Below are 22,149 nucleotides of genomic sequence, written 5' to 3' on the forward strand. Positions count from 1 at the left end.
AAACGTAGGAACGTTCAGATCGAAAAGGCGCTGCCGCGGCACGAACCTCATCCGCGAACGGATCACTGCGTACCTGAACGCCCCTCCACCACTTCGTGGTTCTCCTCTCCCGGATTGAATTGCGTCGGCGGCACCATTAGAGACGGGCGATGACAAACGATGAAAAAACCGTCCAGATGGCGGTGATCGGCGCGCCGCATGGCGTGAAGGGCGAGGTGCGGGTCAAGACCTTCACGGGCGATCCGCTGGCACTGGGCGACTACGGCCCGCTGCGCTCGGCGGATGGGCGGACCTTCACCGTCGCGGCGATCCGCCCGGCGAAGACAGTCGTCGTTGTCCGCTTCAGGGAGATCGCCAGCCGCGAGGCCGCGGAAGCGGCAACCGGCACCGAGCTCTTCATCGATCGTTCCGCCCTGCCGGACGATCTCGATGACGATGAATTCTATCACGCCGACCTGATCGGCCTTGCAGTCCGCGACGAGACAGGCTCGTCGATCGGCAAGGTCGCCGCGATCCAGAATTTCGGCGGTGGCGACATCGTCGAGGTCGCTCTTGCCGGCAGGCGAACCGTGATGATCCCCTTCACCCTCGCCGCGATCCCCGAGATCTCGGTGCGCGACGGCTTCATCCGCATCGACAGTGCCGGCGCGGGGCTGGTCGGAGAGGATGACGGCGAATGAGCTTTTCGGCCACGGTGCTGACGCTCTACCCTGAGATGTTTCCGGGCGCGCTCGGCCATTCGCTGGCCGGCCGTGCGCTCGAGCGCGGCGACTGGTCGCTGGAAGCCGTCCAGATCCGTGACTTCGCCACCGACCGTCACCGCACCGTGGACGATACGCCGGCCGGCGGCGGCGCCGGCATGGTGTTGCGGGCAGACATTCTGGCGAAAGCCATCGATCATGCCGCACCCGAGGGCGGCCGACGTCCGAAACTGCTGATGAGCCCGCGCGGAAAGCCGCTGACCCAGGCGCGCGTCCGCGAGCTGGCGGCCGGCCCCGGCGCGGTGATCGTCTGCGGTCGCTTCGAGGGTGTGGACCAGCGCGTGATCGAGGCACGCGACCTCGAGGAGGTGTCGATAGGCGACTACATCCTGTCGGGCGGCGAGCCGGCCGCCTTGGTGCTGCTCGATGCGGTGGTGCGCCTGCTTCCCGGTGTCATGGGCAACGACGCCTCCGGCGCAGAGGAAAGCTTCGAGAGCGGGCTGCTGGAGCATCCGCATTATACCCGTCCTCAGGATTTCGAGGGCCGGCCCATTCCCGACATCCTGACATCCGGCAATCACGGGCGGATCGCCGAATGGCGTCGCGGGGAGGCCGAGCGGCTGACGGCCGAGCGCCGGCCGGATCTTTTCGGTGCCCGCCAAACGGAAAAGGGGTCGAAGAAATGACGCTGTTCCTCCGCCTCGAACATGCGGCGATCGCACTCGTCGCGCTCGTCGCCTTTCATCTTTCGGGCGGGAACTGGTGGCTGTTCGCCGCGCTGATCCTCGTTCCCGACATCTCGATGGCCGGTTATCTCGGCGGCCCCCGGCTCGGCGCCTGGTGCTACAACGCCGTGCACACCTGGCTCGCCCCGGCGGCGCTCTGGCTGATCGCTTTGGCAGCGGGCGCGCCGCTCCTCGCGCAGATCGCGATCATCCTCGCCGCCCACATCGCGATCGACCGGGCGCTCGGCTATGGCCTGAAGTGCGAAAGCGGCTTTCAGGACACGCATCTCGGCCGGATCGGACGACCGAAGGAGGACCGCCCTGCCAGTTGATTCAGCCTTGGATGTGGTGTATGTGCGCCGACACAAACGGCCGATGGCCGGGAATTTAACCAGAACACGTGAACTCGCTCCTGTTCCCTTCGCCGAGAAGGGACACTTTCCAAGGCGGTATCGACTGCCGGTGAGACGGGCGCTCTGACGGTTCGCAAGAACAAGGAATCATTCCGATGGACATCATCCGTCAGCTCGAGGCCGAGCAGGCCGCCAAGATCGAGGAAAAGCGCAAGCTCCCCGAATTCCAGCCCGGCGACACCGTTCGCGTGCAGGTGCGCGTCACCGAAGGTTCGCGTACCCGCGTGCAGGCCTATGAAGGCGTCTGCATCGCCCGTTCCGGCTCGGGCTTCCAGGAAAGCTTCACCGTCCGCAAGATTTCCTACGGCGAGGGCGTGGAGCGCGTGTTCCCGGTCTATTCGCCGCTGGTCGAGGCGGTCGAGGTCGTGCGCCGTGGCAAGGTCCGCCGCGCCAAGCTCTACTACCTGCGCGATCGCCGCGGCAAGTCGGCCCGTATCGTCGAGAATACCGGCGTGCGCGCCCGCAAGCTGAACGATGCCGAGCGCGACGCGCTTGCCGCCGAGAAGGCGCGCATCGAGGCCGAGAAGATCGCCGCCGCCGAGGCGCTCGCCGCCGAGAAGGCCGCTGCCGATGCTGCTGAAAAGGCGGCCGCGGAGGCTGCCGAGAAGGAAGCAAGCGCGGCCGAGTAAGCCCGCCCCTCAGTTCCTGAATTTCGATGATGGCGGCCACTGGCCGCCATTTTCGTTTCCACGGGGCTCGTGTTTGTACGAGAATGGTTTTCTCAAGGTGGGCTGGCGCAGGGAATTGCGTTTCTACCCGGCGCTCATAGCGAGGCGTATATCGAAAGGAATTCCGGCTGCCACTACCCAGAGTTGGCAGCCTCCATCATTTCAAGGCAAATCGCGATGTCTCGTTCGTCCTCTCATGCTGCGGCCGCTCCCCGGCCGTTCTATGCCTCGTTCGGCTTCCAGGTTCTGGCGGCCATGGTGCTCGGCCTCCTGCTCGGCTTCATCGCCCGCTCGATGGGGCCTGACGCCGCCGGCGATCCCAACTGGCTCGCCACCACGCTCTCCACCGTCGGCTCGATTTTCGTCCAGCTCCTGCGGGCGCTCGTCCCACCGCTGATCTTCACGGCAATCGTGGCGTCGATCGGCAATCTGCGGCAGCTCTCCAACGCCGCCGCTTTGGTCTGGCAGACCCTGCTCTGGTTCGCGATCACGGCACTGATCGCCGTCCTTATCGGCATCGCGCTGGGTCTGTTCATCCAGCCCGGTGTCAACACGCAGGTTCTGGCGGAAGCCGCGAAGGAACCCTCGACCACCGGCTCATGGCTCGACTTCCTCAAGGGGCTGGTGCCGGCCAACATCTTCGGCCTGCAGGCCTCGACACGGCTCACCGACGGCGGCGCCACGACCGCGCTCGGCTTCAACGTTCTCCAGATCCTGGTGATCTCTATCGCGGTGGGTGCCGCAGCTCTGCGCGTGGGTGAGGCCGCCGAGCCGTTCCTCGAGTTCAACCGCTCGCTGCTGGCGATCGTGCGCAAGGTGCTGTGGTGGGTCATCCGCCTGACGCCCATCGGCACGATCGGCCTGCTCGGCAACGCGGTCGCGCAATATGGCTGGCAGACGCTGGCGCAGCTCGGCTGGTATTCGGTGGCGATCTATATCGGGCTGGCGCTCGTCATCTTCGGCGTCTACCCGATCCTGCTGGCGCTGCACGGCCTCAACCCGGTGCGTTTCTTCGCCGGCGCGTGGCCGGCGATCCAGCTCGGCTTCGTTTCGCGCTCCTCCGTCGGAACCATGCCTGTCACGGAAACGGTCACCGAAAAGGCGCTCGGCGTGCCGCGCGAATATGCGGCCTTCGCCGTGCCGCTCGGCGCGACGACCAAGATGGACGGCTGCGCGGCGATCTATCCGGCGATCTCGGCGATCTTCGTCGCGCAGTTCTACCAGCTTCCGCTCGGCATCGAGGATTACATCCTGATCGTCTTCGTCTCGGTCATCGGCTCCGCCGCCACGGCTGGCCTTACCGGCGCGACCGTGATGCTGACCCTGACTTTGTCGACGCTGGGCCTGCCGCTCGCCGGCGTCGGCCTTCTGCTCGCCATCGACCCGATCCTCGACATGGGCCGCACGGCGGTGAACGTCGCCGGCCAGGCCCTGGTGCCGACCATCGTTGCCAAGCGGCAGGGCATTCTGGACCAGGAGATCTACGACAGCGCGGGCGACATCGACGTGCTCGATGTCGGTGCTCAGCCAAGCCCGGCCTGACGCTCGCACCGCGCCCTCTCCAGCAAACGGCGTGGCGGGATCGAACCTCGCCACGCTTGGCAATGAGGGGCCGGGGAGTCTAGGTTTGCGACGAAATCAGCTCAGGAGACCCCGATGATCCGTCGCTTTGCCTCTTTCGCGGCCGTTGCCGCTACGTTTTTCCTCGCCGCAACGGCGCAGGCACAGGACCTGCCCGACCTCGGCGGCCGCACCGTCGTCATCGTCACCGAAAACGCCTATCCACCGCTGCAGTTCGTCGACCCCAAGACGGGCGACGCCATCGGCTGGGAATACGATGCGCTGAAGGAGATGTCGCAGCGGCTCAATTTCGTCGTCGAGTACCAGAACACGAGCTGGGACGCGATGATCCAGTCGGTCTCCGATGGCCAGTACGACATGGGCATGACCGGCATCACCATCCGCGACGACCGCAGGGAGAAGGTCGACTTCTCCGATCCCTACATGCATTCCGAGATGCGCATGCTGGTGCGCGCCGACGAGGAACGCTTCGCCGACGAGAAGGCATTTGGAGAAAACGAGGACCTTCTGATCGCCGCCCAGCCCGGCACGACGCCGTTCTATGTCGCCGTCTATGACATCCTCGACGGCAACGAGGCCAACCCGCGCATCAAGCTGTTTGAGACTTTTGGCGCGACGGTTCAGGCCCTGCGCGCCGGTGACGTCGACCTCGTGATGACCGACGGCGTCGCCGCGCAAGGGTATGTCGATGCCTCGAACGGCACGCTGAAGATCATCGGTGGCCCGCTCGGCTCGGAGGATTTCGGCTTCATCTTCCCGAAGGGCTCCGATCTGGTCGCCCCGGTCAACGCCGCCATCGCCGCGATGGAGGCCGATGGCACGCTCGAGGCGCTGAACAGGAAGTGGTTCCTCGAATACAAGATGGGCGAGTGAGCGCAGCACATCCGCCCGCGAGCCGGAAGGAGTTTCCCTACTGGCTCGCCGCCGCGATCGCGATCGCTCTTGCCATCGCAATCTTCGTCGCGGCGAACGACCTTTATTCGCAGGTCTTCAGCATTGTCGCGCGCGGGCTCGGCATCACCGTCTTCGTTACGGTCATCGGGTTTGCACTCGCATCCGCGCTGGGCCTCGGCATCGCATTGATGGCCCTGTCGGAGTCGCGCATCCTGCGGCAAACGGCGCGCTTCTATGTCGAGATCATCCGCGGCGTGCCCATTCTGGTGCTGCTGTTCTGGATCGCCTTTGCCGGGGTGCCGGCATTCGTGGCAGGCTGGAACTGGGCGACGGCACCGCTGGCGCAGGCCGGCATCATCGAGCCGCTGCTGGTGCGCGACATCTCGCTTCTGTGGCGCGCCATCGTCGCGCTGACGATCGGCTATTCGGCGTTCATCTCGGAAGTGTTCCGCGCGGGCATCCAGTCGGTCGAGGCGGGACAGATCGAGGCCGCGAAGGCGCTTGGGCTTTCCCGCTTCCAGCGCTTCCGGTTGATCGTCATGCCACAGGCGCTACGTACCATCCTGCCGCCGCTCGGCAACGACTTCGTCGCCATGGTCAAGGATTCCTCGCTGGTCTCCGTCCTCGGCGTCGCCGACATCACGCAGATGGGCAAGGTCTATGCGGCCGGCTCGTTCCGCTTCTTCGAAACCTACTCGATCGTGGCCTATATCTATCTGTTGCTGACCGTCACCCTGTCGCTGGCCTTGCGCGCACTTGAACGCAAACTGAGAAAGGGAGCACACGAATGAGCCACGAGGAAAAGGCGCTCGATCGCGTTTATGCCGCCAAGTCGCCCCGGGAGCTCGAGCGAGCCTATGCCGACTGGGCCGCAGATTACGACCGCGACACGATCGCGCTGGGGTACAGCCTTCCCTTCGTGATTGCCGGCTGGGTGGCCCGTCACGTGCCGCACAGCGATGGCCCGTTGCTGGATGCCGGCTGCGGAACGGGCCTGTCGGGGCCTTTTCTGAAAGCACTGGGCTATGACGATCTCGTCGGCCTCGACTACTCGCGCGAGATGCTCGATCTGGCCGGGCAGCGCAACGCCTACCGCGAACTCAGGCAGGCGGAGTTAGGCACGACCCTGCCGTGGCCCGACGACCATTTCGCCGCCTTTCTCTCGAGTGGTGTGTTCACGGCGGGCCATGCGCCCGCGTCGAGTTTCGACGAGCTGGTTCGCATCACGCGCCCGGGCGGCCATGCGATCTTCACCGTGCGCGACCTGTTGCTGGAGGATGGCGGGTTCATCGACGTATTCCGGCGGCTCGAAGATGCGGGACGCTGGCGCAGAGTTGAAGAAAGCGAGCCCTTCCGTGCCTTCGTACTGGCCGAGCCGGAGGTGAAGGTGAAGGCGTTCGTGTTTGAAATCGGTTAGCCGGAACCCGTTCAATCGATTCGCGTTGAGGCAGACGGTGCAGAGGGCGCCGTTCACGAGGGTGTTTGATGCAGGACATACTGGATGACGTCGGTCACACCACATGGCTGCCGTTCTCGGTTATCGCAGCGCGTCTGGTTTTAGCTGCCGTTCTGGGCGCAATCATCGGCTTCGAGCGCGAATGGCGCAATCATCCCGCGGGACTTCGCACCCACATACTGGTCTCGATGGCAGCGGCATGCTTCACGATCATCGGCATCGAGATCGTTCATACCTCGCAGTTCGAGGATGACGGAGCGCGTCAGGATCCTCTGCGCCTGATCGAGGCCGTCACCGCCGGCGTCGCATTTCTCGCGGCGGGCACCATCATCTTCGCGCGCGGTCGCATCAAGGGGCTGACAACGGGCGCGGGCCTCTGGCTGGCTGGCGCCATCGGTCTGGCTGCCGGATTGGGGTTCTGGCAGATCGCCGGCTTCGCCACGCTTCTGGCCGTCTTCGTGTTGGGCCTCATGCACCCACTGGAAAAGGCTGTCGTCGGAGAGGACGCGAGAAAGGCGGAAAAGCCACCGGCCGACGACTAGACCGTCCCAATTGCCGAGCCGACGAAACGCTGGTATGAGCTTGGTCATGGAAGAACTTTTCGGACATCCGGCCTACAAAGGCTTCGTGCTGCAGGACGTGAAGCGTCTGCCTGCACGATTCTTCGTCCGCATCACCGGCGCGACGCTCGCCCGCCTCGGCTGAGCATACGTTCCGAGTTCGGCCGCACAAGGGCCGCCCCAACTTCCATGGCTCCATATCGACGGATTGACGCAAAATGACCGCACCGCGCACACTCTACGACAAGATTTTCGACGAGCACGTCGTCGACCGGCAGGATGACGGCACCTGCCTGCTCTACATCGACCGCCATCTGGTTCATGAGGTGACCAGCCCGCAGGCCTTCGAGGGTCTGCGCATGGCCGGTCGCAAGGTTCGTCAGCCGGAAAAGACGCTCGCCGTGGTCGACCACAACGTGCCGACCTCGCCCGACCGCAAGAACGGCATCAAGAACGAGGAAAGCCGCATTCAGGTCGAGGCTCTGGCCAGGAACGCCGCAGACTTCGGCGTGGAATACTATGACGCAGCCGATATCAGGCAGGGCATCGTCCACATCATCGGGCCGGAGCAGGGTTTCACCCTGCCGGGCATGACCATCGTCTGCGGCGACAGCCACACCTCGACCCACGGCGCGTTCGGCGCGCTGGCACATGGCATCGGCACGTCTGAGGTCGAGCATGTGCTCGCCACGCAGACGCTGATCCAGAAGAAGGCCAAGAACATGCTGGTCCGCGTCGACGGGCAGTTGCCCGAAGGCGTGACGGCAAAGGACATCATCCTCGCCATCATTGGCGAAATAGGCACGGCCGGCGGCACTGGCTACGTGATCGAATATGCGGGCGAGGCGATCCGCGCGCTGTCGATGGAAGGCCGCATGACGATCTGCAACATGTCGATCGAGGGTGGCGCGCGCGCCGGCCTGATCGCGCCGGACGAAACGACCTTCGCCTATGTCAAGGACAAGCCGCGCGCGCCAAAGGGCAAGGCGTGGGATATGGCGCTCGACTACTGGAAGACGCTGAAGACCGACGAGGGGGCGCATTTCGACAAGGTGGTCGTACTCGACGCGGCCAACCTGCCGCCGATCGTGACCTGGGGCTCATCGCCGGAAGATGTCGTTGCGATCACCGGTGAGGTTCCGGACCCGGCCGCCATTGCAGACGAGACCAAGCGTACCTCCAAGCAGCGCGCGCTCGACTATATGGGCCTGAAGCCGGGAACGAAGATGACCGACATCACGCTCGACCGCGTCTTCATCGGCTCGTGCACCAACGGCCGCATCGAGGATCTGCGCGCCGTCGCCAAGGTTGTCGAGGGCAAGAAGGTTGCGCCAACCGTGGACGCCATGATCGTGCCGGGTTCGGGTCTGGTGAAGGCACAAGCGGAAGCCGAGGGGCTGCACAGGATTTTCATAGAGGCGGGTTTCGACTGGCGCGAGCCCGGCTGCTCCATGTGCCTTGCCATGAACGACGACCGGCTAAAGCCGCATGAGCGATGCGCATCGACCTCGAACCGCAATTTCGAGGGCCGGCAGGGCTTCAAGGGGCGCACGCATCTGGTCTCGCCGGCCATGGCTGCCGCGGCTGCGATCGCCGGCCATTTCGTCGACATTCGCGACTGGAACTGACCGCCGTTTAACGGCTTGTTGTTTCTTCGACGCTAGCATCCTGCCCCAACGGAAACCGGGGCGGGATGTTTGGACGCGAACGTCATCATCGCATTGACGAATCCCGCCATGTCGCTGATCTTCGCCGCGACATTCTTTCTGCTGTGGCAACATCGGCGGCAGGCTTACATCGCCCTGCTCGGTGTCTCCTTCCTGGCGATCGGCGGCGGCTTTTTCCTGCACTACTTCACGCTGTCCAGCCCGCCGGTCTCCAAGCTCGTGGCGAACTTCCTGTTTTTGGCCGGCGGGGTGGGTTTTGCCATCGGCGGCCTGGCACGCTTCGAACGCAGGCCACCCGTCCTCACCACCGCTTTTTTTGCGGTGGTAGGCTTTGGCGCCTTCATATGGTTCCTCTTCGTGCAGCCGGACATCATCTGGCGAATCTATTCGCTCAACTTCGCCTTCGGGGCGATCACGCTGACGATGGCCGCCGAGTTGCGTCGGGCGCCCCGACGCAATTTCGTCGACAACATCCTGCTCGCACTGTTGCTCGTTTATGGCGTCAGCTTCTTTGTGCGCCCGGTTCTCGTCATCTGGATCGATGGGCCGTATGAAAGCTACGACAACATTCACCAGTCGCTCTACTGGATCACGCTCACCTTCTCCGCCTCTTTGTTCCTGCTGATTTTCGCGCTTTCGCTTATCACCGCCATCGCGCTCGACGTGATGGAGGAACTTCGGCTGGAATCGCATACCGACCCCCTGTCGGGCTTGCTCAACAGGCGCGGCTTCGAACAGGGGGTTGCCGAAACGCTTCGTAACAGCCGACGCAGGCGCATGGCGGTTACACTGGTCGTCTGCGACCTCGACCACTTCAAGTCGGTGAATGACACCTACGGCCACGCGGCCGGCGACTATGTGATCATGACGTTCGCCAGCTGCATGCGCGATTTCACCGGTTCCAACCAGATTGCGGGACGCATCGGCGGCGAGGAGTTTGCAGTTCTGCTGTGCGGTAGCGACCGCAATAGCGGGCGCCTTTTTGCCGAAGGTGTGCGGGCGGGCTTCGGTCTCCTGCCCGTACCGCACCTGCCTGGCGACATGCGCTTCAGCGCGAGTTTCGGCGTTGCCGAGTGGCGCGACGGTGAAACCGTGGCCGAGCTCTTCATGCGCGCCGACCGGGCGCTCTATGAAGCCAAGAAGGCGGGCCGCGACCGCGTTCGGGTAGACAATCCGTTGCGGTCTCCGGCCGCGCCGCTCGCCCCTTCACAGCACACCCCCGAGACTGCCAGTCGTTGACCTGCTACCATAGCTCGCGTTAACCACTTCTTCGCCCGCTTGACGGAATATGGTCGCGCGGAACGAGATCGGCATGAGCGGCGCAACCTTTATCCTTGTCATCAACCTGGCGGTTGCCGGGCTGTTTTGCGCGGCGTTCATCCTGATCGCGCTCTACAGCCGCTACCGATCGGCCTGGTGGTTTGCCGCCGGCTATGCCGCCGGCGGGCTTTATGTCGCGCTCGAGGTTATCCTGCCGGTTCTGCCCGACCCACGGATTGGCGTGTTCCTGGGTAGCATCGCCTTCATCGGCGCCCTGATGTTGGTCAATATCGGGCTTGCCTATCGCTATGACATGACGCCGCCTGCCAGGCTGCTCGCCGCCGCGTTCGTCATCGCGCTGACCTCCACCGTTCTTTCTTTGGGGTTGGAGCGTGATTCCGTATGGCGCATGCTCGCCTATCAAGCCCCATTCGCGCTCATGCAGGCCGTCGGTGTCTATATCGTGCTTTCGGCGCGCAGACGCAGGTTGGTCGACAGGCTGCTTGCAGTCTTCCTGTTGCTGACCGCCCTGCACTTTCTGTCGAAGGCGGCAGTTGTGCTGTTGCTCGGCGGTGCAGGGGCCAGCCCTCAGGAATATATCGGCACCGCCTATGCCATGTTCTCACAGACCGTGGGCGCCATTCTCGCCGTTGCAACCGCACTGACGCTGCTGGGCGTACTGATCGCCGATCTCGTCAAGGACATCACCGCCAAGTCGGAAACCGACATGCTTTCGGGCCTGCTGAACCGGCGCGGTTTCGAGCAGCGGCTGGATGAAGTCGCGCGCCGGCATCTGGCAAGGGGACTGCCGGTATCGCTTGTCATGTGCGATCTCGATCACTTCAAGATGGTCAACGATACCTATGGCCACGCCGTAGGCGACCGGCTCATCGTCCTGTTCGCAGAAACATTGCGCGCCTGCGCGGAGGATCACCACGTGCTGGGTCGTATCGGCGGTGAGGAATTCGCGGTCATGCTGCCGGGAAGCAACGTCGCGGCGGCGCGCCTGTTCGCGGAGCGGGTGAGGAGCACGCTAACACGCCTCGACCCTGCTGAACTGCCGCCGGAACACCGTTTCACCGCCAGTTTCGGCGTTACCCAGATGAGTCCCACCGAAGCACCATTGGCGCTGATGATGAGGGCAGATGCCGCGCTTTACGAAGCAAAGCGCGCAGGCCGCGACTGCGTACGGGTGGCCCGTGTGCACCAGATCATCGATGACGGCCGGTCGTTTGCCGTTCAGTAGCTACCGGCTGGCGAGCGTCGCGCCGCCGGTGGTGAGACGGTAGCGCGTCATCTCCTCGGCGGACAGGTAATAGAGCGCCTGCGGCGGCGTATCGAGCGCATGCAGCCACAGGGCGGGATCGACATCCATCTCGCTCAGATAGCGCGAGATGCGGGCAGCCGTCGCCTGGGCGTCCGACATCGCCTGAGCGGGATCGTTGGTACCCTTCGTCGCCGCGTAGAACTGGTGCAGCCCGACAGCCGCCTTCTCGCCCACGCTCCTGACAGCACCGCCGGCCAGCACCAGCGGGCAGGACGACGCGCACAGAGCCCCGTCCGGCACTTCGGTCGCAATGCCCCGCTCACGCACCAGCCGCGCCATAGCCATGGCATCGTCAAGGGAACCGCCGGGCGAATTGAGTGTCAGCGTTTTCACATATTCGCCGCGCGCGTCCATTTCGGCCGCGAAGCGCTGTGCCGCGCCCACGTCGATCGAGCCCTCCGCCGACATTACCCCGCCGGAATGCAGCTCGAAGCGAAGCGGCCGGCGCATCGCATCGTCGTCGGCCGTCACGTTCTCGCGCGGATCCAGCGTCGGTTGCCCCTCGCTGCCGGGCCGCACCGCCGGCGGCAGGACCGGTTCGACGATGACGGTGGTGCCTGTAGCCGTCGGGTCGAGCATGAGCCGGTCGTCATACAACGCCTTCAGGTCGAGACCGATGACGACGATGGCACCGGCCAGAAGCCCGCGAAAAGCCCAGCGGGCGATCTCGCCATCGTCGAAGCGTTCGATATAGCGCATGAACATGTTGTGGCGGGGCTGACCGCCGATCGTTGCCTGATGTTCGCTCATGGGTCGTGCCGTTTCCTCTCGGCCACCGAAAGGGGGGTGACGTTTTCCGCTTTTGCCGGCGGCTCGGTCGTGTCGTGGTGTTGCGCGGCCCCAACGGGATCGGCGTCGCTGGCGTCTTCCTGCGCCGCGAGCGCCCGCCGGCGGGCGGCGATCGCCTCCTGGATTTCGAGCGAGCGCATCATGTCGGCCGCCGTTATGCGCTCTGCGTCGTCCATCTCTTCTTCGCCCCGCCGCATGACGGCGTGGGCAACGGCCAGAATGGCGACGAGCACGCCCGGCAGGAGATCGATGGAGATGGCGCCAGCCCAGCTCGGCAGGAAGCTTCCGGCATAGAGAATGACCGCCTCGGCAGACGAGAGCGGCACGAAGCGGCGTTCCTCGACCTTGGGCTGGTTGAGGATTTCGGCGGCCGCCGCCGACAGCGCTTCCGACTGGGAAGCGACCGAGGTGCGGATCGTGTCCATCACCGCGTTCTGCCGTCCGGCAAGGTCGGCCGTATTGCCGCCGGCCACAGGCGCGATGAAGCCGAGCGACAGGTCCGCGGCAGCGCGTGCCACGGAAGGGGCGATGGAGGTCTGCTCCAGCGCCGAGATCACACCGGCGAGCTGGACGGCCTGCTCGGCAAACTGGTCCGCGCGGGGCTGAACCGGTCCGCTGCCGGAAACGAGCCCGCGCATCGTCGCAAGATGGCCTTGCCCTTCCTCGAACAGCGTGCGGACGGTTTCGCGCGAGGCCTGGATCGTCGATTCCAACTCGCCCATCTGCGCCGACATCTGCGTCAGGAGCTGCACGACGGTGCCCGAGCCGGATGTGCCGGTCAGCGCGCCCGATTCGCGTTCGTCATCGGCAAGGCGGGCAAAGCGCTCGGCGGCGCGCTGGATGTCCGGCAGCAGCGACAGTGCGCCCAAAGCGTTCGAATGTGCCTGGTCGAGATCGGCGGTGTAGCCTTCCTGCGTCGTGGCGAGATGCTGCTCCACGGCAGCCGAGCCGGCAAGTGCCGCGGCGTTGAGCCAGGACGACATGGCGATGATCATCACCGAACCGGCCGCCATGATCGCGAACAGCGCCAGTCGTGACAGGCCGTCGCGCATCTCTGGCAGGAAGCGGCTCAGATAGACCCAGAACCCGTAGATGCCGACAGAAACGGCGACCGAGTAGACAATTGCCGCGAAGAAGACGAGGACGGCATCGCCGTCGAGCAGGCTGCGCACGCCGAGATAGGTGTAGACGCCGCTCGCCAGCGCCAGCGTGGCCAGCACGAATCGCGTCATCGTCTCCAGCGAGGCGACCTGCTCTTTCAGACGGCGCGCGGTGCGAGCCTTGCTCATCGACGCTCCTTGTCCTGCCATTGGCGCAGGAAAGATGACCGGATCATGCTGCCGGCACGACGGCTGCTATCGGCAGACCAGTGGCGCCTGCGGCACCACGCCCTCCGGCAGACCGTACATGCGGTCGCGCCCTTTCCAGACATAAGGCGGTCGCGAGCAGCGGCGGATCTGCTGCATGTCGCGCTCCTCGTCCAGGTAAACGACCTGTGGTTCCTCCGGCTCGTAGTAGGAGCCGGTCAGGTTGTAGGATTCGGCGACATGGCCCATGCCGACGAGAATCCGCTGGTGGCCCGCATGGCTGTAGATGACCAGATTGCCAAAGGAGTCCGCGTGAACGCGATCCCTGTAGTCCCCGGCCACGGCCGCGCCTGACGCCATGACGGCAAGGGCGCCCGCACCGATTGCGAGACAGATTTTGCGCATGGCATTGCTCCCAGGTTGGACGCCAGCTCGAACCCTGGATTTTAACCACTTATTAACCTTTGTTAAGGCCCCTCACGCCGCCGCTGCACCGTGACGCAGCAATATGGTTAACGACCGCGCGCGGAGGGACCAGCGGCCCGGTGACCGCGCTATAGCCCGTTGGCCGCATTGACAGGCCGGCGCGAAAGGACTGAAAGGGGACCCGACACGAGGACATCTCCATGGCTGCCAATCACCAGATCGACATCACCCTCCTGCGCCTGCGCGACGCGCGCGACCTCGCACCTTTGCTGGCCGCCTATGCGCAGGCGCTGAAGCGCGGCGCCCCGCGCCGGCCGGACGAGTTCTACGCCGAGACGCTGCTGCAGGATCGCACCGCCGAGGTGATGGGCGCGCGGATCGATGGCGATCTCGTCGGCTTCGCGATCTTCACTGACCTGCCCGATCCGGTCACCGGGCTGCGCTGCGGTCAGGTCGATCACCTTTACGTGCACCACGACCATCGCAAGAAGGGTATCGCCAAGGCCCTGATCGACCTGCTCGCCGATCAGGCCGAGGAGCGTGGCTGGTCGCGGCTGGCACTCAATGCGCCGCGCCAGCCCGAGGAAGGCCGAAAGCTCTACGAGCAGATCGCTGCGCCTGCCGACTGGACGGCCTTCGTGATCCACTATGACGCATCCTGAGATTGCGTCCGGCTAATCCTGCCACTCGATCCAGCGGCCATGGAAGTCGCATCTCGCGAGCCTGCGCGTCTCGCCGCCGGGCCATGTCGTCAGGCTGAGCGTCGCCCAACCGTCCTGCGGATCGCGCGGCTCCATGCGAAGCCTATAGAGCGGTGCGGCAGCGCTTGCGTCCCGGCCGGCCTCGGACAGCGCTGCTAGAATCTCATCCTTCGTCTCGCGCGGCATGTATTGCCACATGATCGAATGGAAGACGACGAAGGCCTCGCCAGGTAACCGTTGCCCCAGCTTTGCCCGCACGAATTCGCCGGCATCCGCCTTTGCAACCGCGACTGGATGCCGGTCGGCGAGCGCCAGCGCACCATCGAGACGCTGCAACCGCTCGGGCTGGTCCGGCCACACATAGGAGCGCAGCCGCATCCGCCCCTCTTCCGATGCGATGTCGACGGGAGCGATGTCGCAGCCCCAACGTGACCGCACCGTAAGCACGCCGTCCAGTGGCGGCACATTGCCCTTGATCTGCGGTGCAAGGTGAACCGGTGAAGCGCGGTCGCCCCAGTGCGCATCACCGTAGCTATAGGAAAAACGGTCGAAAAGCAGATTGAGCCCCGCGCTCGAACCGATCTCGCAAAGCGACAGCGGCAGGCCGCTCTCGCGCGCGATCGCCAGAAAGCCGGGTAGCAACATCGCCGAGCGCGCGATCTCGTTGGTCTGTGGCGCCGAATCCAGCCAATCGTGAAGCAGCCTGTCGTGTCGCTCGATGGCACGTGAAAGCGCGCCCGCCAGTTCGGCATCGGAAACCCTGTTGGGCGGATAGGCTGCACGCAGGTCGTCGTCCATGCCCGACAGGACGAGCCGGTGGAGACCACCGCACAGGCGGGTCACGACGAGCGCAGCCAGCGCGTCGCCCTGCCAGCCGATGATCCGCCGGCCGGTGGCCGTGCTTTCATCGACGACGCCGGCCAGGGTTCGACAAAGCACGGCAGTGAAGGGCGAGCCCAGATCCTCGCCCGCCCTGGCCTGGCGCTCGAAAAGTTCCGAGACCTGGGCAGGCAGCATCGCGAGCCGCCTAGACCCGGCGTTCCACCATCATCTTCTTGATTTCCGCGATCGCCTTGGCCGGGTTCAGCCCCTTCGGGCAGGCCTGCGTGCAGTTCATGATCGTGTGGCAGCGATAGAGGCGGAAGGGGTCTTCCAGGTTGTCGAGACGCTCGCCGGTCGCCTCGTCTCTGGAGTCGATGAGCCAGCGATAGGCTTGGAGCAGCACGGCCGGTCCGAGATAGCGCTCGCCGTTCCACCAGTAGGACGGGCATGAGGTCTGGCAGCAGAAACAGAGAATGCACTCGTAGAGACCGTCGAGCTTGGCTCGATCCTCGTGGCTCTGCTTCCATTCCTTGGCCGGCTCCGGCGAAACCGTCTGCAGCCAGGGCTGGATCGAGGAGAGCTGCGCGTAGGGCACGGTGAGGTCCGGCACGAGGTCCTTCACCACTGGCATGTGCGGCAGCGGATAAACGCGCACCGCGCCCGAAATCTCGTCCGCGCCCTTAGTGCAGGCAAGCGTGTTGGTGCCGTCGATGTTCATGGCGCAGGAGCCGCAGATGCCTTCGCGGCATGAGCGTCGCAGCGTCAGCGTCGGGTCGACCTTGTTCTTGATCCACAACAGCGCGTCGAGCACCATTGGACCGCAATCGTCCATGTCGACATGATAGGTATCGACGCGCGGGTTCTCGTCGTCGTCGGGCGACCAGCGATAGATGCGGTACTCGCGCAGGTTGGTCGCGCCTTCCGGCTTCGGCCAGACCTTGCCTTCATTGACCCGCGAGTTCTTGGGAAGGGTAAGTTCAACCATTCTTGTGCCTCGCGATCAGTAAACCCGCGCCTTGGGCGCGATCTTGGCCAGGCTGATGCCGCCTTCCGATTCCGGCAGCATCGTCTCGGTGTGCACCGGCCGGTAGTCGAGCTTGACGTTGCCGGCCTCATCCACCCACGACAGCGTGTGCTTGCGCCAGCTGACGTCGTCCCGGCTGTCGAAGTCCTCGCGGGCGTGCGCGCCGCGGCTCTCCTTGCGGGCTTCCGCGCCGTAGACGGTAGTAATGGCGCAGGCCATCAGGTTCTCTAGCTCCAGCGTCTCGACGAGATCGGAGTTCCAGATCATCGACCGGTCGTGGACCTTGATGTCGGGGAGCTCGTTCCAGATCTCCGAGATGCGCTTGCAGCCCTGCTCGAGCGTCTCCTGCGTGCGGAAGACGGCGGCGTCTTCCTGCATGGCGCGCTGCATCTTTTCGCGCAGCACCGCCGTGGGCTGGGAGCCGTCGGCGTGTCGGATACGATCGAAGCGCTCCATGATCTTGTCGCAGGCGGCAACGTTGACCGCCGGAATCGGCCCCTCGCGGTCGATCACCTGGCCGGCGCGTATCGCCGCGGCGCGGCCGAAGACGACGAGATCGATTAGCGAATTGGACCCGAGCCGGTTGGCGCCGTGCACCGAGGCGCAGCCCGCCTCGCCGACCGCCATCAGGCCGGGCTGGATGCGCTCCGGATTGTCGTGGTCGGCGTTCAGCACCTCGCCCCAGTAATTGGTCGGGATACCGCCCATATTGTAGTGGACCGTCGGCAGAACCGGGATCGGCTCCCGGGTGACGTCGACACCGGCGAAGATCTTGGCGCTCTCGGAGATGCCCGGCAGACGTTCGTGCAGCACCGCGGGGTCGAGGTGGTCGAGATGCAGGAAGATGTGGTCCTTGTTCTTGCCGACCCCGCGACCCTCTCGGATTTCCATCGTCATGCAGCGCGAAACAACGTCGCGCGAGGCAAGATCCTTGGCCGACGGCGCATAGCGCTCCATGAAGCGCTCGCCCTCGGAATTGACGAGATAGCCACCCTCGCCGCGCGCGCCCTCGGTGATGAGGCAGCCCGCGCCGTAGATGCCGGTCGGGTGGAACTGGACGAACTCCATGTCCTGCAGCGGCAACCCGGCGCGCGCCACCATGCCGTTGCCGTCGCCGGTGCAGGTGTGGGCGCTGGTCGCCGAGAAATAGGAACGGCCGTAGCCACCGGTCGCCAGCACCACCATCTTGGCGGCGAAGCGGTGGATGGTGCCGTCATCGAGGTTCCACGCGACGACACCGGTGCACACGCCGTCTGTCATGATCAGGTCTAGGGCGAAATACTCGATGAAGAACTGCGCGTTGTTCTTGACCGACTGGCCGTAGAGCGTGTGCAGAATGGCGTGACCGGTGCGGTCGGCGGCCGCGCAGGTGCGCTGCACGGGGGGGCCGTCGCCGAAGTTCTGCATGTGGCCGCCGAACGGGCGCTGGTAGATGCGGCCATCCTCGGTGCGCGAGAAGGGCACGCCATAATGCTCGAGCTCGTAGACTGCGGCTGGCGCCTCGCGCGCAAGGTATTCCATGGCATCGACATCGCCGAGCCAGTCCGAGCCCTTGACGGTGTCGTAGAGGTGCCACTGCCAGTTGTCCGGCCCCATGTTCTGGAGCGAGGCGGCGATGCCGCCCTGTGCGGCCACTGTGTGCGAGCGTGTCGGGAAAACCTTGGTGATGCAGGCCGTCTTCAGGCCCTGCTCGGCCATGCCGAGTGTCGCGCGCAGCCCGGCGCCGCCGGCACCCACGACAACGACGTCGAACTTGTGATCGACATAGGTGTAGGCGCTTCCGGTCACGCCCGGCTTTTCGACGTTGTTTCTTGTCTCGGCCACGCCTCAGCCTCCGAATGCGATCTTGAGCAGCGCGAAGATGCAGACCGCGCCGACGATAAGGGCGAAAAAGATGTTGAGCAGCAGCGAGATGATCTTGAGGAGTTCGTCATGGACGTAATCCTCGATCACCATCTGCATGCCGAGCTTCATGTGATAGCAGATCGAAATCACAGCCAGCACGAGCGCGAGCGTCACGAATGGATTGCCGAGGGTGGCGCGTACATCTGCATAGGAGGCATCGCTGAGCGCGATGACGAGCCCTATGAAGAACAACACCAGCGGCAGATTGGCGACCGCGGTGACGCGCTGATACCAGAAATGGCCGGTGCCTTCACGAGCGGCCCCCAGGCCGCGGACACGCGAAAGCGGCGTACGAAAGTCGGTCATGTCAGGCTCCCCGCGCGAGATAGCCGATCACCCAGAGGATGATGGTCAGAGCCACGGAAACGAAGGGCATCGCAACGGCAACCCTGGTCGAGAAATGTTTCTCAAGACCGAGGCCCGCATCCATGACGAAATGACGGATACCGCCCAGCATGTGGTGAAGGAGCGCCCAGGTGAAGCCGAACAGGATGAGCCGACCGATCCAGGAGCCGTAGACCGCGCTGACCGTGTCGAACCAGTCCTGCGACGTCGCGGCGGCGAGCAGCCAGACGGCAAACAGGACAATCCCGAAATAGAGCGCGACGCCGGTGATGCGATGCACGATCGACATCATCATCGTCGGAATTGGCTTGTAGATGAACAGATGCGGCGAAAGCGGTCTGGCGCGGGTGGCTGCGGATTTGCTCATGGCTCCCCCGGGAGATGGCGGCTACGCTCGCAAAGCCCGCTGAAAACGGCATCGGCGGTTCGGAACGCGACCTGTGGCTGCCGGCTTTCTAATGCGGTTTTTGCAGCGCGTCAAAGCCGGAAAACCACGCCGGATCACAATGCGTTCGACCGCAGTTCGCTTCAATCGATTGAAGTCGTGCGGACCGGAACGACGTCGCGAAAACGAATCAGCGGACGCACGTAAGCGGTTCGCTTCCAGCCTTCATCCAGAGCGCCTCACGGCCTTCGACAACCAGGGCAAGTCCGCCCTCGCCATAGCGGCTGGTCTGGGTGGGCGGCGATGCCGGGAGCTCGTAGCTGTCGCCCTCGGCCTCAACAAGCCTGACCGAGGAACTCCGATTCTCGACCGAGATCGCACCGTCCTCGCCGCAATTGTAAGTGGCGTGACGCGGCTGCTTTGTGGCCACGACCTCTTCCGCGCCGCCGGATTGCTGTCCATTGGCAACGCAGGCCGCAAGGAGAAAAGCGAAACCGCAAAGCAAAACGACGCGATGGGCACCAGGGCCCGCTCGGGGATTCGTAATCATGGCGTCGACTTAGCGCCAATTGCCGACAAAGATCAACGCGGTTGCGGCTGTCGTTGCGTGAGCGGTGGCCGCGGCCCGATCTTACCACAGGGTCTTGCGGTAGGCCTCGTCCAGCGACTTGTCGACCGTTGCGGCCGATTCCGACAAGGCAAGCTGATCGCGCAGGATTTCCCCAAGCGTCGGCATGGTGTCGCGCTCGGGCCAGCTTTCCGGCTTCCACAGCTCCGATCGCATGAACGCCTTGGCGCAATGCATGTAGCAGGCCTTCACGGACACGATCAGCACAGTGATCGGCGGCTTGCCGTCCACGGCCAGCCTGTCTCGCAGCGTTTCGTCCGCAGTGATGCGCGCCTCGCCGTTGACGCGCAGTGTCTCGTTCATACCGGGGATGAGAAACAGCAGGCCAACGGCAGGGTTGGCAACGACGTTTTCCCAAGTGTCGAGGCGGTTGTTGCCCGGCCGGTCGGGAATCGCGAGCGTGTGATCATCAAGCACGGCAACGAAACCCGGTCTGTCGCCTTTCGGCGTCACATCCGCATTGCCCGCATCGTCGGACGAGCCGATGAGCACGAACGGGCTCCTGCCGATGAAGGAGCGGGCGTGATGGTCGAGCAGGCGTAGCTCCTTGCGCAGCGGCCCGTCACCCGGTTGCCGGTAATGCTGCCTCAGGCCTTCGCGCGTGGTGATGAACTCCATCGGATGTCCTCTTACTCGGCCGGCTTGTCTTCCAGCGCGTGGCGCATGATCAGCGGCATCTGGCTGAAGGTGAAGGCAAGGGTGATCGGCATGATGCCCCAGACCTTGAATGCAACCCAGAAATCGGTCGAGAAGTTGCGCCAGACCACTTCGTTCGCAAGGGCCAGGAAGAAGAAGAACAGGCCCCAGCGCAATGTCAGCTTGCGCCATCCTTCAGCATCGAGCCGGAAGGCTGAATCGAACACATAGCCAAGCAGCGACCTGCCAAAGAAAAGCCCGCCGAGCAGCACCGTGCCGAAGAGCGTGTTCACGATGGTCGGCTTCATCTTGATGAAGATCTCATCCTGCAGCCACAGGGTCAATGCGCCGAAGACGAAGACGACGACGCCCGACACCAGTGGCATGATCGGCAGCGACCGGGTCAGCAACCACGACACCGAAAGCGAGATGGCGGTAGCGACCATGAACAGGCCGGTGGCCAGAAAAAGCGGACCGCCAAGGGAGCCCAGCGCCGGCCAGGTCTCGATCAGGCTTTCACCGCGCGCGTTGGCGAAAAAGAAGACGAGCAGGGGTCCCAGCTCCAGCGCAAGCTTTAGCAGGGGGTTCATTTCTTTCTTCTTCGGGTCGTCGGGACCGCGCTCGAGAATGGGATCGTTCATCAATTCACTCCGGCGATCGCCTTGGCGAATTCGCCCGCAGAAAAGGGTTCCAGGTCGTCGACCTGCTCGCCGACGCCGATGAAATAAACCGGCAATTTATGCTTCGCGGCGATTGCGACAAGAATGCCGCCACGCGCCGTGCCATCGAGCTTGGTCATCACCAAGCCGTTGACGCCTGCAACATTGCGGAAGATTTCGACCTGATTGAGGGCATTCTGGCCCGTCGTCGCATCGACGGTCTGAAGCACGGTATGCGGCGCCTCAGGATCGTGCTTGCCGAGCACGCGCACGATCTTCTCGAGTTCGGCCATCAGCTCGGCCTTGTTCTGAAGCCGGCCGGCGGTGTCGATGATGAGCACGTCGGATCCGGCTTCCTTGGCCTGTTGATACGCGTCGAAGGCAAGCCCGGCCGCATCGGCGCCGAGCCTCGATGCGACGACAGGCGAACCGGTGCGCTCGCCCCAGATCTTGAGCTGCTCGATCGCGGCGGCCCGGAACGTGTCGCCCGCAGCGAGCGTCACCTTGAGACCGCCCGCCGTCAGCTTGGCGGCAAGCTTGCCGATGGTCGTCGTCTTGCCGGTCCCGTTCACGCCGACCACGAGGATGACATGCGGCTTGTGGCTGAGGTCGAGTTCCAGCGGCAGGGCGACGGGACCGAGCACCTTTTCGATTTCCTGGGCCATCACCGCCCGGACTTCCTCGCCGGAGACATCCTTGCCATATCGGCCGGAGGCGAGGGTGTCGGTGACACGGATCGCGGTTTCCATGCCGAGATCGGCGCGGATCAGAACGTCTTCCAGATCCTGCAGCGTGTCGTCGTCGAGCTTGCGCTTGGTGAACACGCCCGAGATCGAGTCGCGCAGCTCGCGCGAGGAACGCGAAAGACCCTGGCTGAGACGCTGATACCACGACAGGCGCGGCGCAGGCGCGGCTTCGACCGGGGCGGGCTCGCTCTTTTTCTCGACCGCCCTGGAAACCGTGACCCTGGCTGGAGGTGGCGCATCAACCGGCGCAGCCGTCGGCGCGAGCTCCTCACCCTTACCGTCGTCCGATGAAGAAAGAGAGGGAGGCAACGCCGTTGCAGCATCGTCCTCTTCGTCCGGCAATGCGGACGAAGACCGCTCCTCCTTTGCAGCCGGTTCGCGATTCTCCGCCTCAGCGGGGAGGGTGTCAGCGCGAGGCCGAAGTGGCTCTGGCTCTGGCTCTGGCTCTGGCTCTGGCTCTGGCTCTGGCTCTGGCTCTGGCTCTGGCTCTGGCTCTGGCTCTGGCTCTGGCTCTGGCTCTGGCT

Annotated in this window: 25 protein-coding genes; 13 read left to right on the plus strand and 12 right to left on the minus strand. The window is 64.4% G+C overall.

Features of this window, described 5'->3' with window-relative positions; translation table 11 throughout:
* The first annotated feature begins 149 nt into the window (after window positions 1-149).
* The 12 genes from rimM to ACVJNE_RS06970 all read left to right on the plus strand — a co-directional run bounded on the left by rimM (window position 150) and on the right by ACVJNE_RS06970 (window position 11,171).
* Window positions 150-680 carry a ribosome maturation factor RimM gene (gene rimM, locus ACVJNE_RS06915; RefSeq protein WP_499564112.1) on the plus strand — a complete coding sequence of 177 codons (531 nt, stop codon included), beginning with the start codon at window positions 150-152 and terminating at the stop codon, window positions 678-680.
* On the plus strand, window positions 677-1,387 hold the full coding sequence (gene trmD, locus ACVJNE_RS06920; protein ID WP_499564114.1) for a tRNA (guanosine(37)-N1)-methyltransferase TrmD: 711 nt from the start codon (window positions 677-679) through the stop codon (window positions 1,385-1,387). Before rimM ends, trmD begins: the two co-directional genes overlap by 4 nt.
* Entirely contained in the window at window positions 1,384-1,758 is a 375-nt protein-coding gene (locus tag ACVJNE_RS06925; RefSeq protein ID WP_499564116.1) for a DUF4260 family protein, read from the plus strand. Before trmD ends, ACVJNE_RS06925 begins: the two co-directional genes overlap by 4 nt.
* Window positions 1,759-1,934: 176 nt before the next feature.
* Window positions 1,935-2,468: a 50S ribosomal protein L19 gene (gene rplS / locus ACVJNE_RS06930; protein ID WP_499564118.1), complete on the plus strand. Its 534-nt coding sequence runs from the start codon at window positions 1,935-1,937 to the stop codon at window positions 2,466-2,468.
* A 216-nt stretch (window positions 2,469-2,684) separates the two neighbouring features.
* Entirely contained in the window at window positions 2,685-4,049 is a 1,365-nt protein-coding gene (locus ACVJNE_RS06935; RefSeq protein ID WP_499564120.1) for a dicarboxylate/amino acid:cation symporter, read from the plus strand.
* A 114-nt stretch (window positions 4,050-4,163) separates the two neighbouring features.
* Complete coding sequence (locus ACVJNE_RS06940; RefSeq protein WP_499564122.1) at window positions 4,164-4,961, plus strand: transporter substrate-binding domain-containing protein; 798 nt, start codon at window positions 4,164-4,166, stop codon at window positions 4,959-4,961.
* Entirely contained in the window at window positions 4,958-5,773 is an 816-nt protein-coding gene (locus tag ACVJNE_RS06945) for an amino acid ABC transporter permease (protein WP_499564123.1), read from the plus strand. The genes ACVJNE_RS06940 and ACVJNE_RS06945 overlap by 4 nt, the downstream gene beginning before the upstream one ends.
* A complete protein-coding gene (locus tag ACVJNE_RS06950) occupies window positions 5,770-6,399 on the plus strand; it encodes a class I SAM-dependent DNA methyltransferase (RefSeq protein ID WP_499564124.1) in 630 nt (209 codons plus the stop codon). Before ACVJNE_RS06945 ends, ACVJNE_RS06950 begins: the two co-directional genes overlap by 4 nt.
* Window positions 6,400-6,467: 68 nt before the next feature.
* A complete protein-coding gene (locus tag ACVJNE_RS06955; protein ID WP_499564125.1) occupies window positions 6,468-6,980 on the plus strand; it encodes an MgtC/SapB family protein in 513 nt (170 codons plus the stop codon).
* 236 nt (window positions 6,981-7,216) lie between these two features.
* Window positions 7,217-8,626, plus strand: coding sequence for a 3-isopropylmalate dehydratase large subunit (gene leuC, locus ACVJNE_RS06960; protein WP_444726350.1), 1,410 nt, complete (start codon window positions 7,217-7,219; stop codon window positions 8,624-8,626).
* Between the two features lie 69 nt (window positions 8,627-8,695).
* A complete protein-coding gene (locus ACVJNE_RS06965; RefSeq protein WP_499564126.1) occupies window positions 8,696-9,904 on the plus strand; it encodes a GGDEF domain-containing protein in 1,209 nt (402 codons plus the stop codon).
* A 73-nt stretch (window positions 9,905-9,977) separates the two neighbouring features.
* Complete coding sequence (locus ACVJNE_RS06970; protein ID WP_499564128.1) at window positions 9,978-11,171, plus strand: GGDEF domain-containing protein; 1,194 nt, start codon at window positions 9,978-9,980, stop codon at window positions 11,169-11,171.
* On the opposite strand, the gene ACVJNE_RS06975 is transcribed toward ACVJNE_RS06970, so the two are convergent.
* From ACVJNE_RS06975 to ACVJNE_RS06985, 3 genes are all read right to left on the minus strand, one after another.
* Window positions 11,172-12,002 (minus strand): COG3904 family protein, encoded by an 831-nt coding sequence (locus tag ACVJNE_RS06975; protein ID WP_499564129.1) that lies wholly within the window; start codon window positions 12,000-12,002, stop codon window positions 11,172-11,174.
* Entirely contained in the window at window positions 11,999-13,330 is a 1,332-nt protein-coding gene (locus ACVJNE_RS06980) for a hypothetical protein (protein ID WP_499564130.1), read from the minus strand. Before ACVJNE_RS06980 ends, ACVJNE_RS06975 begins: the two co-directional genes overlap by 4 nt.
* 66 nt (window positions 13,331-13,396) lie before the next feature.
* A complete protein-coding gene (locus ACVJNE_RS06985) occupies window positions 13,397-13,753 on the minus strand; it encodes a hypothetical protein (protein WP_499564131.1) in 357 nt (118 codons plus the stop codon).
* Window positions 13,754-13,974: 221 nt separating this feature from the next.
* On the opposite strand from ACVJNE_RS06985, the gene ACVJNE_RS06990 reads away from it, so the two are divergent.
* Window positions 13,975-14,436 carry a GNAT family N-acetyltransferase gene (locus ACVJNE_RS06990; protein ID WP_499564132.1) on the plus strand — a complete coding sequence of 154 codons (462 nt, stop codon included), beginning with the start codon at window positions 13,975-13,977 and terminating at the stop codon, window positions 14,434-14,436.
* A gap of 12 nt (window positions 14,437-14,448) precedes the next feature.
* Here ACVJNE_RS06990 and ACVJNE_RS06995 read toward each other — a convergent pair whose 3' ends face one another.
* From ACVJNE_RS06995 to ftsY, 9 genes are all read right to left on the minus strand, one after another.
* Window positions 14,449-15,492: a DUF2332 domain-containing protein gene (locus ACVJNE_RS06995; RefSeq protein ID WP_499564133.1), complete on the minus strand. Its 1,044-nt coding sequence runs from the start codon at window positions 15,490-15,492 to the stop codon at window positions 14,449-14,451.
* Between the two features lie 10 nt (window positions 15,493-15,502).
* The gene (locus ACVJNE_RS07000; protein WP_173188739.1) at window positions 15,503-16,282 is read right to left on the minus strand and encodes a succinate dehydrogenase iron-sulfur subunit; all 780 of its coding nucleotides are present in this window, start codon (window positions 16,280-16,282) and stop codon (window positions 15,503-15,505) included.
* A 15-nt stretch (window positions 16,283-16,297) separates the two neighbouring features.
* Complete coding sequence (gene sdhA / locus ACVJNE_RS07005; RefSeq protein WP_499564134.1) at window positions 16,298-18,145, minus strand: succinate dehydrogenase flavoprotein subunit; 1,848 nt, start codon at window positions 18,143-18,145, stop codon at window positions 16,298-16,300.
* A gap of 3 nt (window positions 18,146-18,148) precedes the next feature.
* Entirely contained in the window at window positions 18,149-18,532 is a 384-nt protein-coding gene (gene sdhD, locus ACVJNE_RS07010) for a succinate dehydrogenase, hydrophobic membrane anchor protein (protein WP_173188737.1), read from the minus strand.
* 1 nt (window position 18,533) lies between these two features.
* Entirely contained in the window at window positions 18,534-18,938 is a 405-nt protein-coding gene (sdhC, locus tag ACVJNE_RS07015) for a succinate dehydrogenase, cytochrome b556 subunit (protein WP_499564136.1), read from the minus strand.
* Between the two features lie 208 nt (window positions 18,939-19,146).
* Window positions 19,147-19,386: a hypothetical protein gene (locus tag ACVJNE_RS07020; RefSeq protein WP_368801333.1), complete on the minus strand. Its 240-nt coding sequence runs from the start codon at window positions 19,384-19,386 to the stop codon at window positions 19,147-19,149.
* 201 nt (window positions 19,387-19,587) lie between these two features.
* Entirely contained in the window at window positions 19,588-20,202 is a 615-nt protein-coding gene (locus ACVJNE_RS07025; protein WP_499564139.1) for a pyridoxamine 5'-phosphate oxidase family protein, read from the minus strand.
* Window positions 20,203-20,213: 11 nt separating this feature from the next.
* A complete protein-coding gene (locus tag ACVJNE_RS07030) occupies window positions 20,214-20,861 on the minus strand; it encodes a septation protein A (protein WP_499564141.1) in 648 nt (215 codons plus the stop codon).
* The coding region (gene ftsY, locus ACVJNE_RS07035) for a signal recognition particle-docking protein FtsY (protein WP_499564143.1) at window positions 20,861-22,149 on the minus strand (1,289 nt) is incomplete at its 5' end. The genes ftsY and ACVJNE_RS07030, both read right to left, overlap by 1 nt.

The sequence above is a fragment of the Mesorhizobium sp. DxT genome (assembly GCF_058448885.1).

Coding starts and splice junctions, on each gene's coding strand:
- rimM (WP_499564112.1), top strand. CDS start 150: ATGACAAACGATGAAAAAACCGTCCAGATGGCGGTGATCGGCGCGCCG.
- trmD (WP_499564114.1), top strand. CDS start 677: ATGAGCTTTTCGGCCACGGTGCTGACGCTCTACCCTGAGATGTTTCCG.
- ACVJNE_RS06925 (WP_499564116.1), top strand. CDS start 1,384: ATGACGCTGTTCCTCCGCCTCGAACATGCGGCGATCGCACTCGTCGCG.
- rplS (WP_499564118.1), top strand. CDS start 1,935: ATGGACATCATCCGTCAGCTCGAGGCCGAGCAGGCCGCCAAGATCGAG.
- ACVJNE_RS06935 (WP_499564120.1), top strand. CDS start 2,685: ATGTCTCGTTCGTCCTCTCATGCTGCGGCCGCTCCCCGGCCGTTCTAT.
- ACVJNE_RS06940 (WP_499564122.1), top strand. CDS start 4,164: ATGATCCGTCGCTTTGCCTCTTTCGCGGCCGTTGCCGCTACGTTTTTC.
- ACVJNE_RS06950 (WP_499564124.1), top strand. CDS start 5,770: ATGAGCCACGAGGAAAAGGCGCTCGATCGCGTTTATGCCGCCAAGTCG.
- ACVJNE_RS06955 (WP_499564125.1), top strand. CDS start 6,468: ATGCAGGACATACTGGATGACGTCGGTCACACCACATGGCTGCCGTTC.
- leuC (WP_444726350.1), top strand. CDS start 7,217: ATGACCGCACCGCGCACACTCTACGACAAGATTTTCGACGAGCACGTC.
- ACVJNE_RS06970 (WP_499564128.1), top strand. CDS start 9,978: ATGAGCGGCGCAACCTTTATCCTTGTCATCAACCTGGCGGTTGCCGGG.
- ACVJNE_RS06975 (WP_499564129.1), bottom strand. CDS start 12,002: ATGAGCGAACATCAGGCAACGATCGGCGGTCAGCCCCGCCACAACATG.
- ACVJNE_RS06980 (WP_499564130.1), bottom strand. CDS start 13,330: ATGAGCAAGGCTCGCACCGCGCGCCGTCTGAAAGAGCAGGTCGCCTCG.
- ACVJNE_RS06985 (WP_499564131.1), bottom strand. CDS start 13,753: ATGCGCAAAATCTGTCTCGCAATCGGTGCGGGCGCCCTTGCCGTCATG.
- ACVJNE_RS06990 (WP_499564132.1), top strand. CDS start 13,975: ATGGCTGCCAATCACCAGATCGACATCACCCTCCTGCGCCTGCGCGAC.
- ACVJNE_RS06995 (WP_499564133.1), bottom strand. CDS start 15,492: ATGCTGCCTGCCCAGGTCTCGGAACTTTTCGAGCGCCAGGCCAGGGCG.
- ACVJNE_RS07000 (WP_173188739.1), bottom strand. CDS start 16,282: ATGGTTGAACTTACCCTTCCCAAGAACTCGCGGGTCAATGAAGGCAAG.
- sdhD (WP_173188737.1), bottom strand. CDS start 18,532: ATGACCGACTTTCGTACGCCGCTTTCGCGTGTCCGCGGCCTGGGGGCC.
- sdhC (WP_499564136.1), bottom strand. CDS start 18,938: ATGAGCAAATCCGCAGCCACCCGCGCCAGACCGCTTTCGCCGCATCTG.
- ACVJNE_RS07025 (WP_499564139.1), bottom strand. CDS start 20,202: ATGGAGTTCATCACCACGCGCGAAGGCCTGAGGCAGCATTACCGGCAA.
- ACVJNE_RS07030 (WP_499564141.1), bottom strand. CDS start 20,861: ATGAACGATCCCATTCTCGAGCGCGGTCCCGACGACCCGAAGAAGAAA.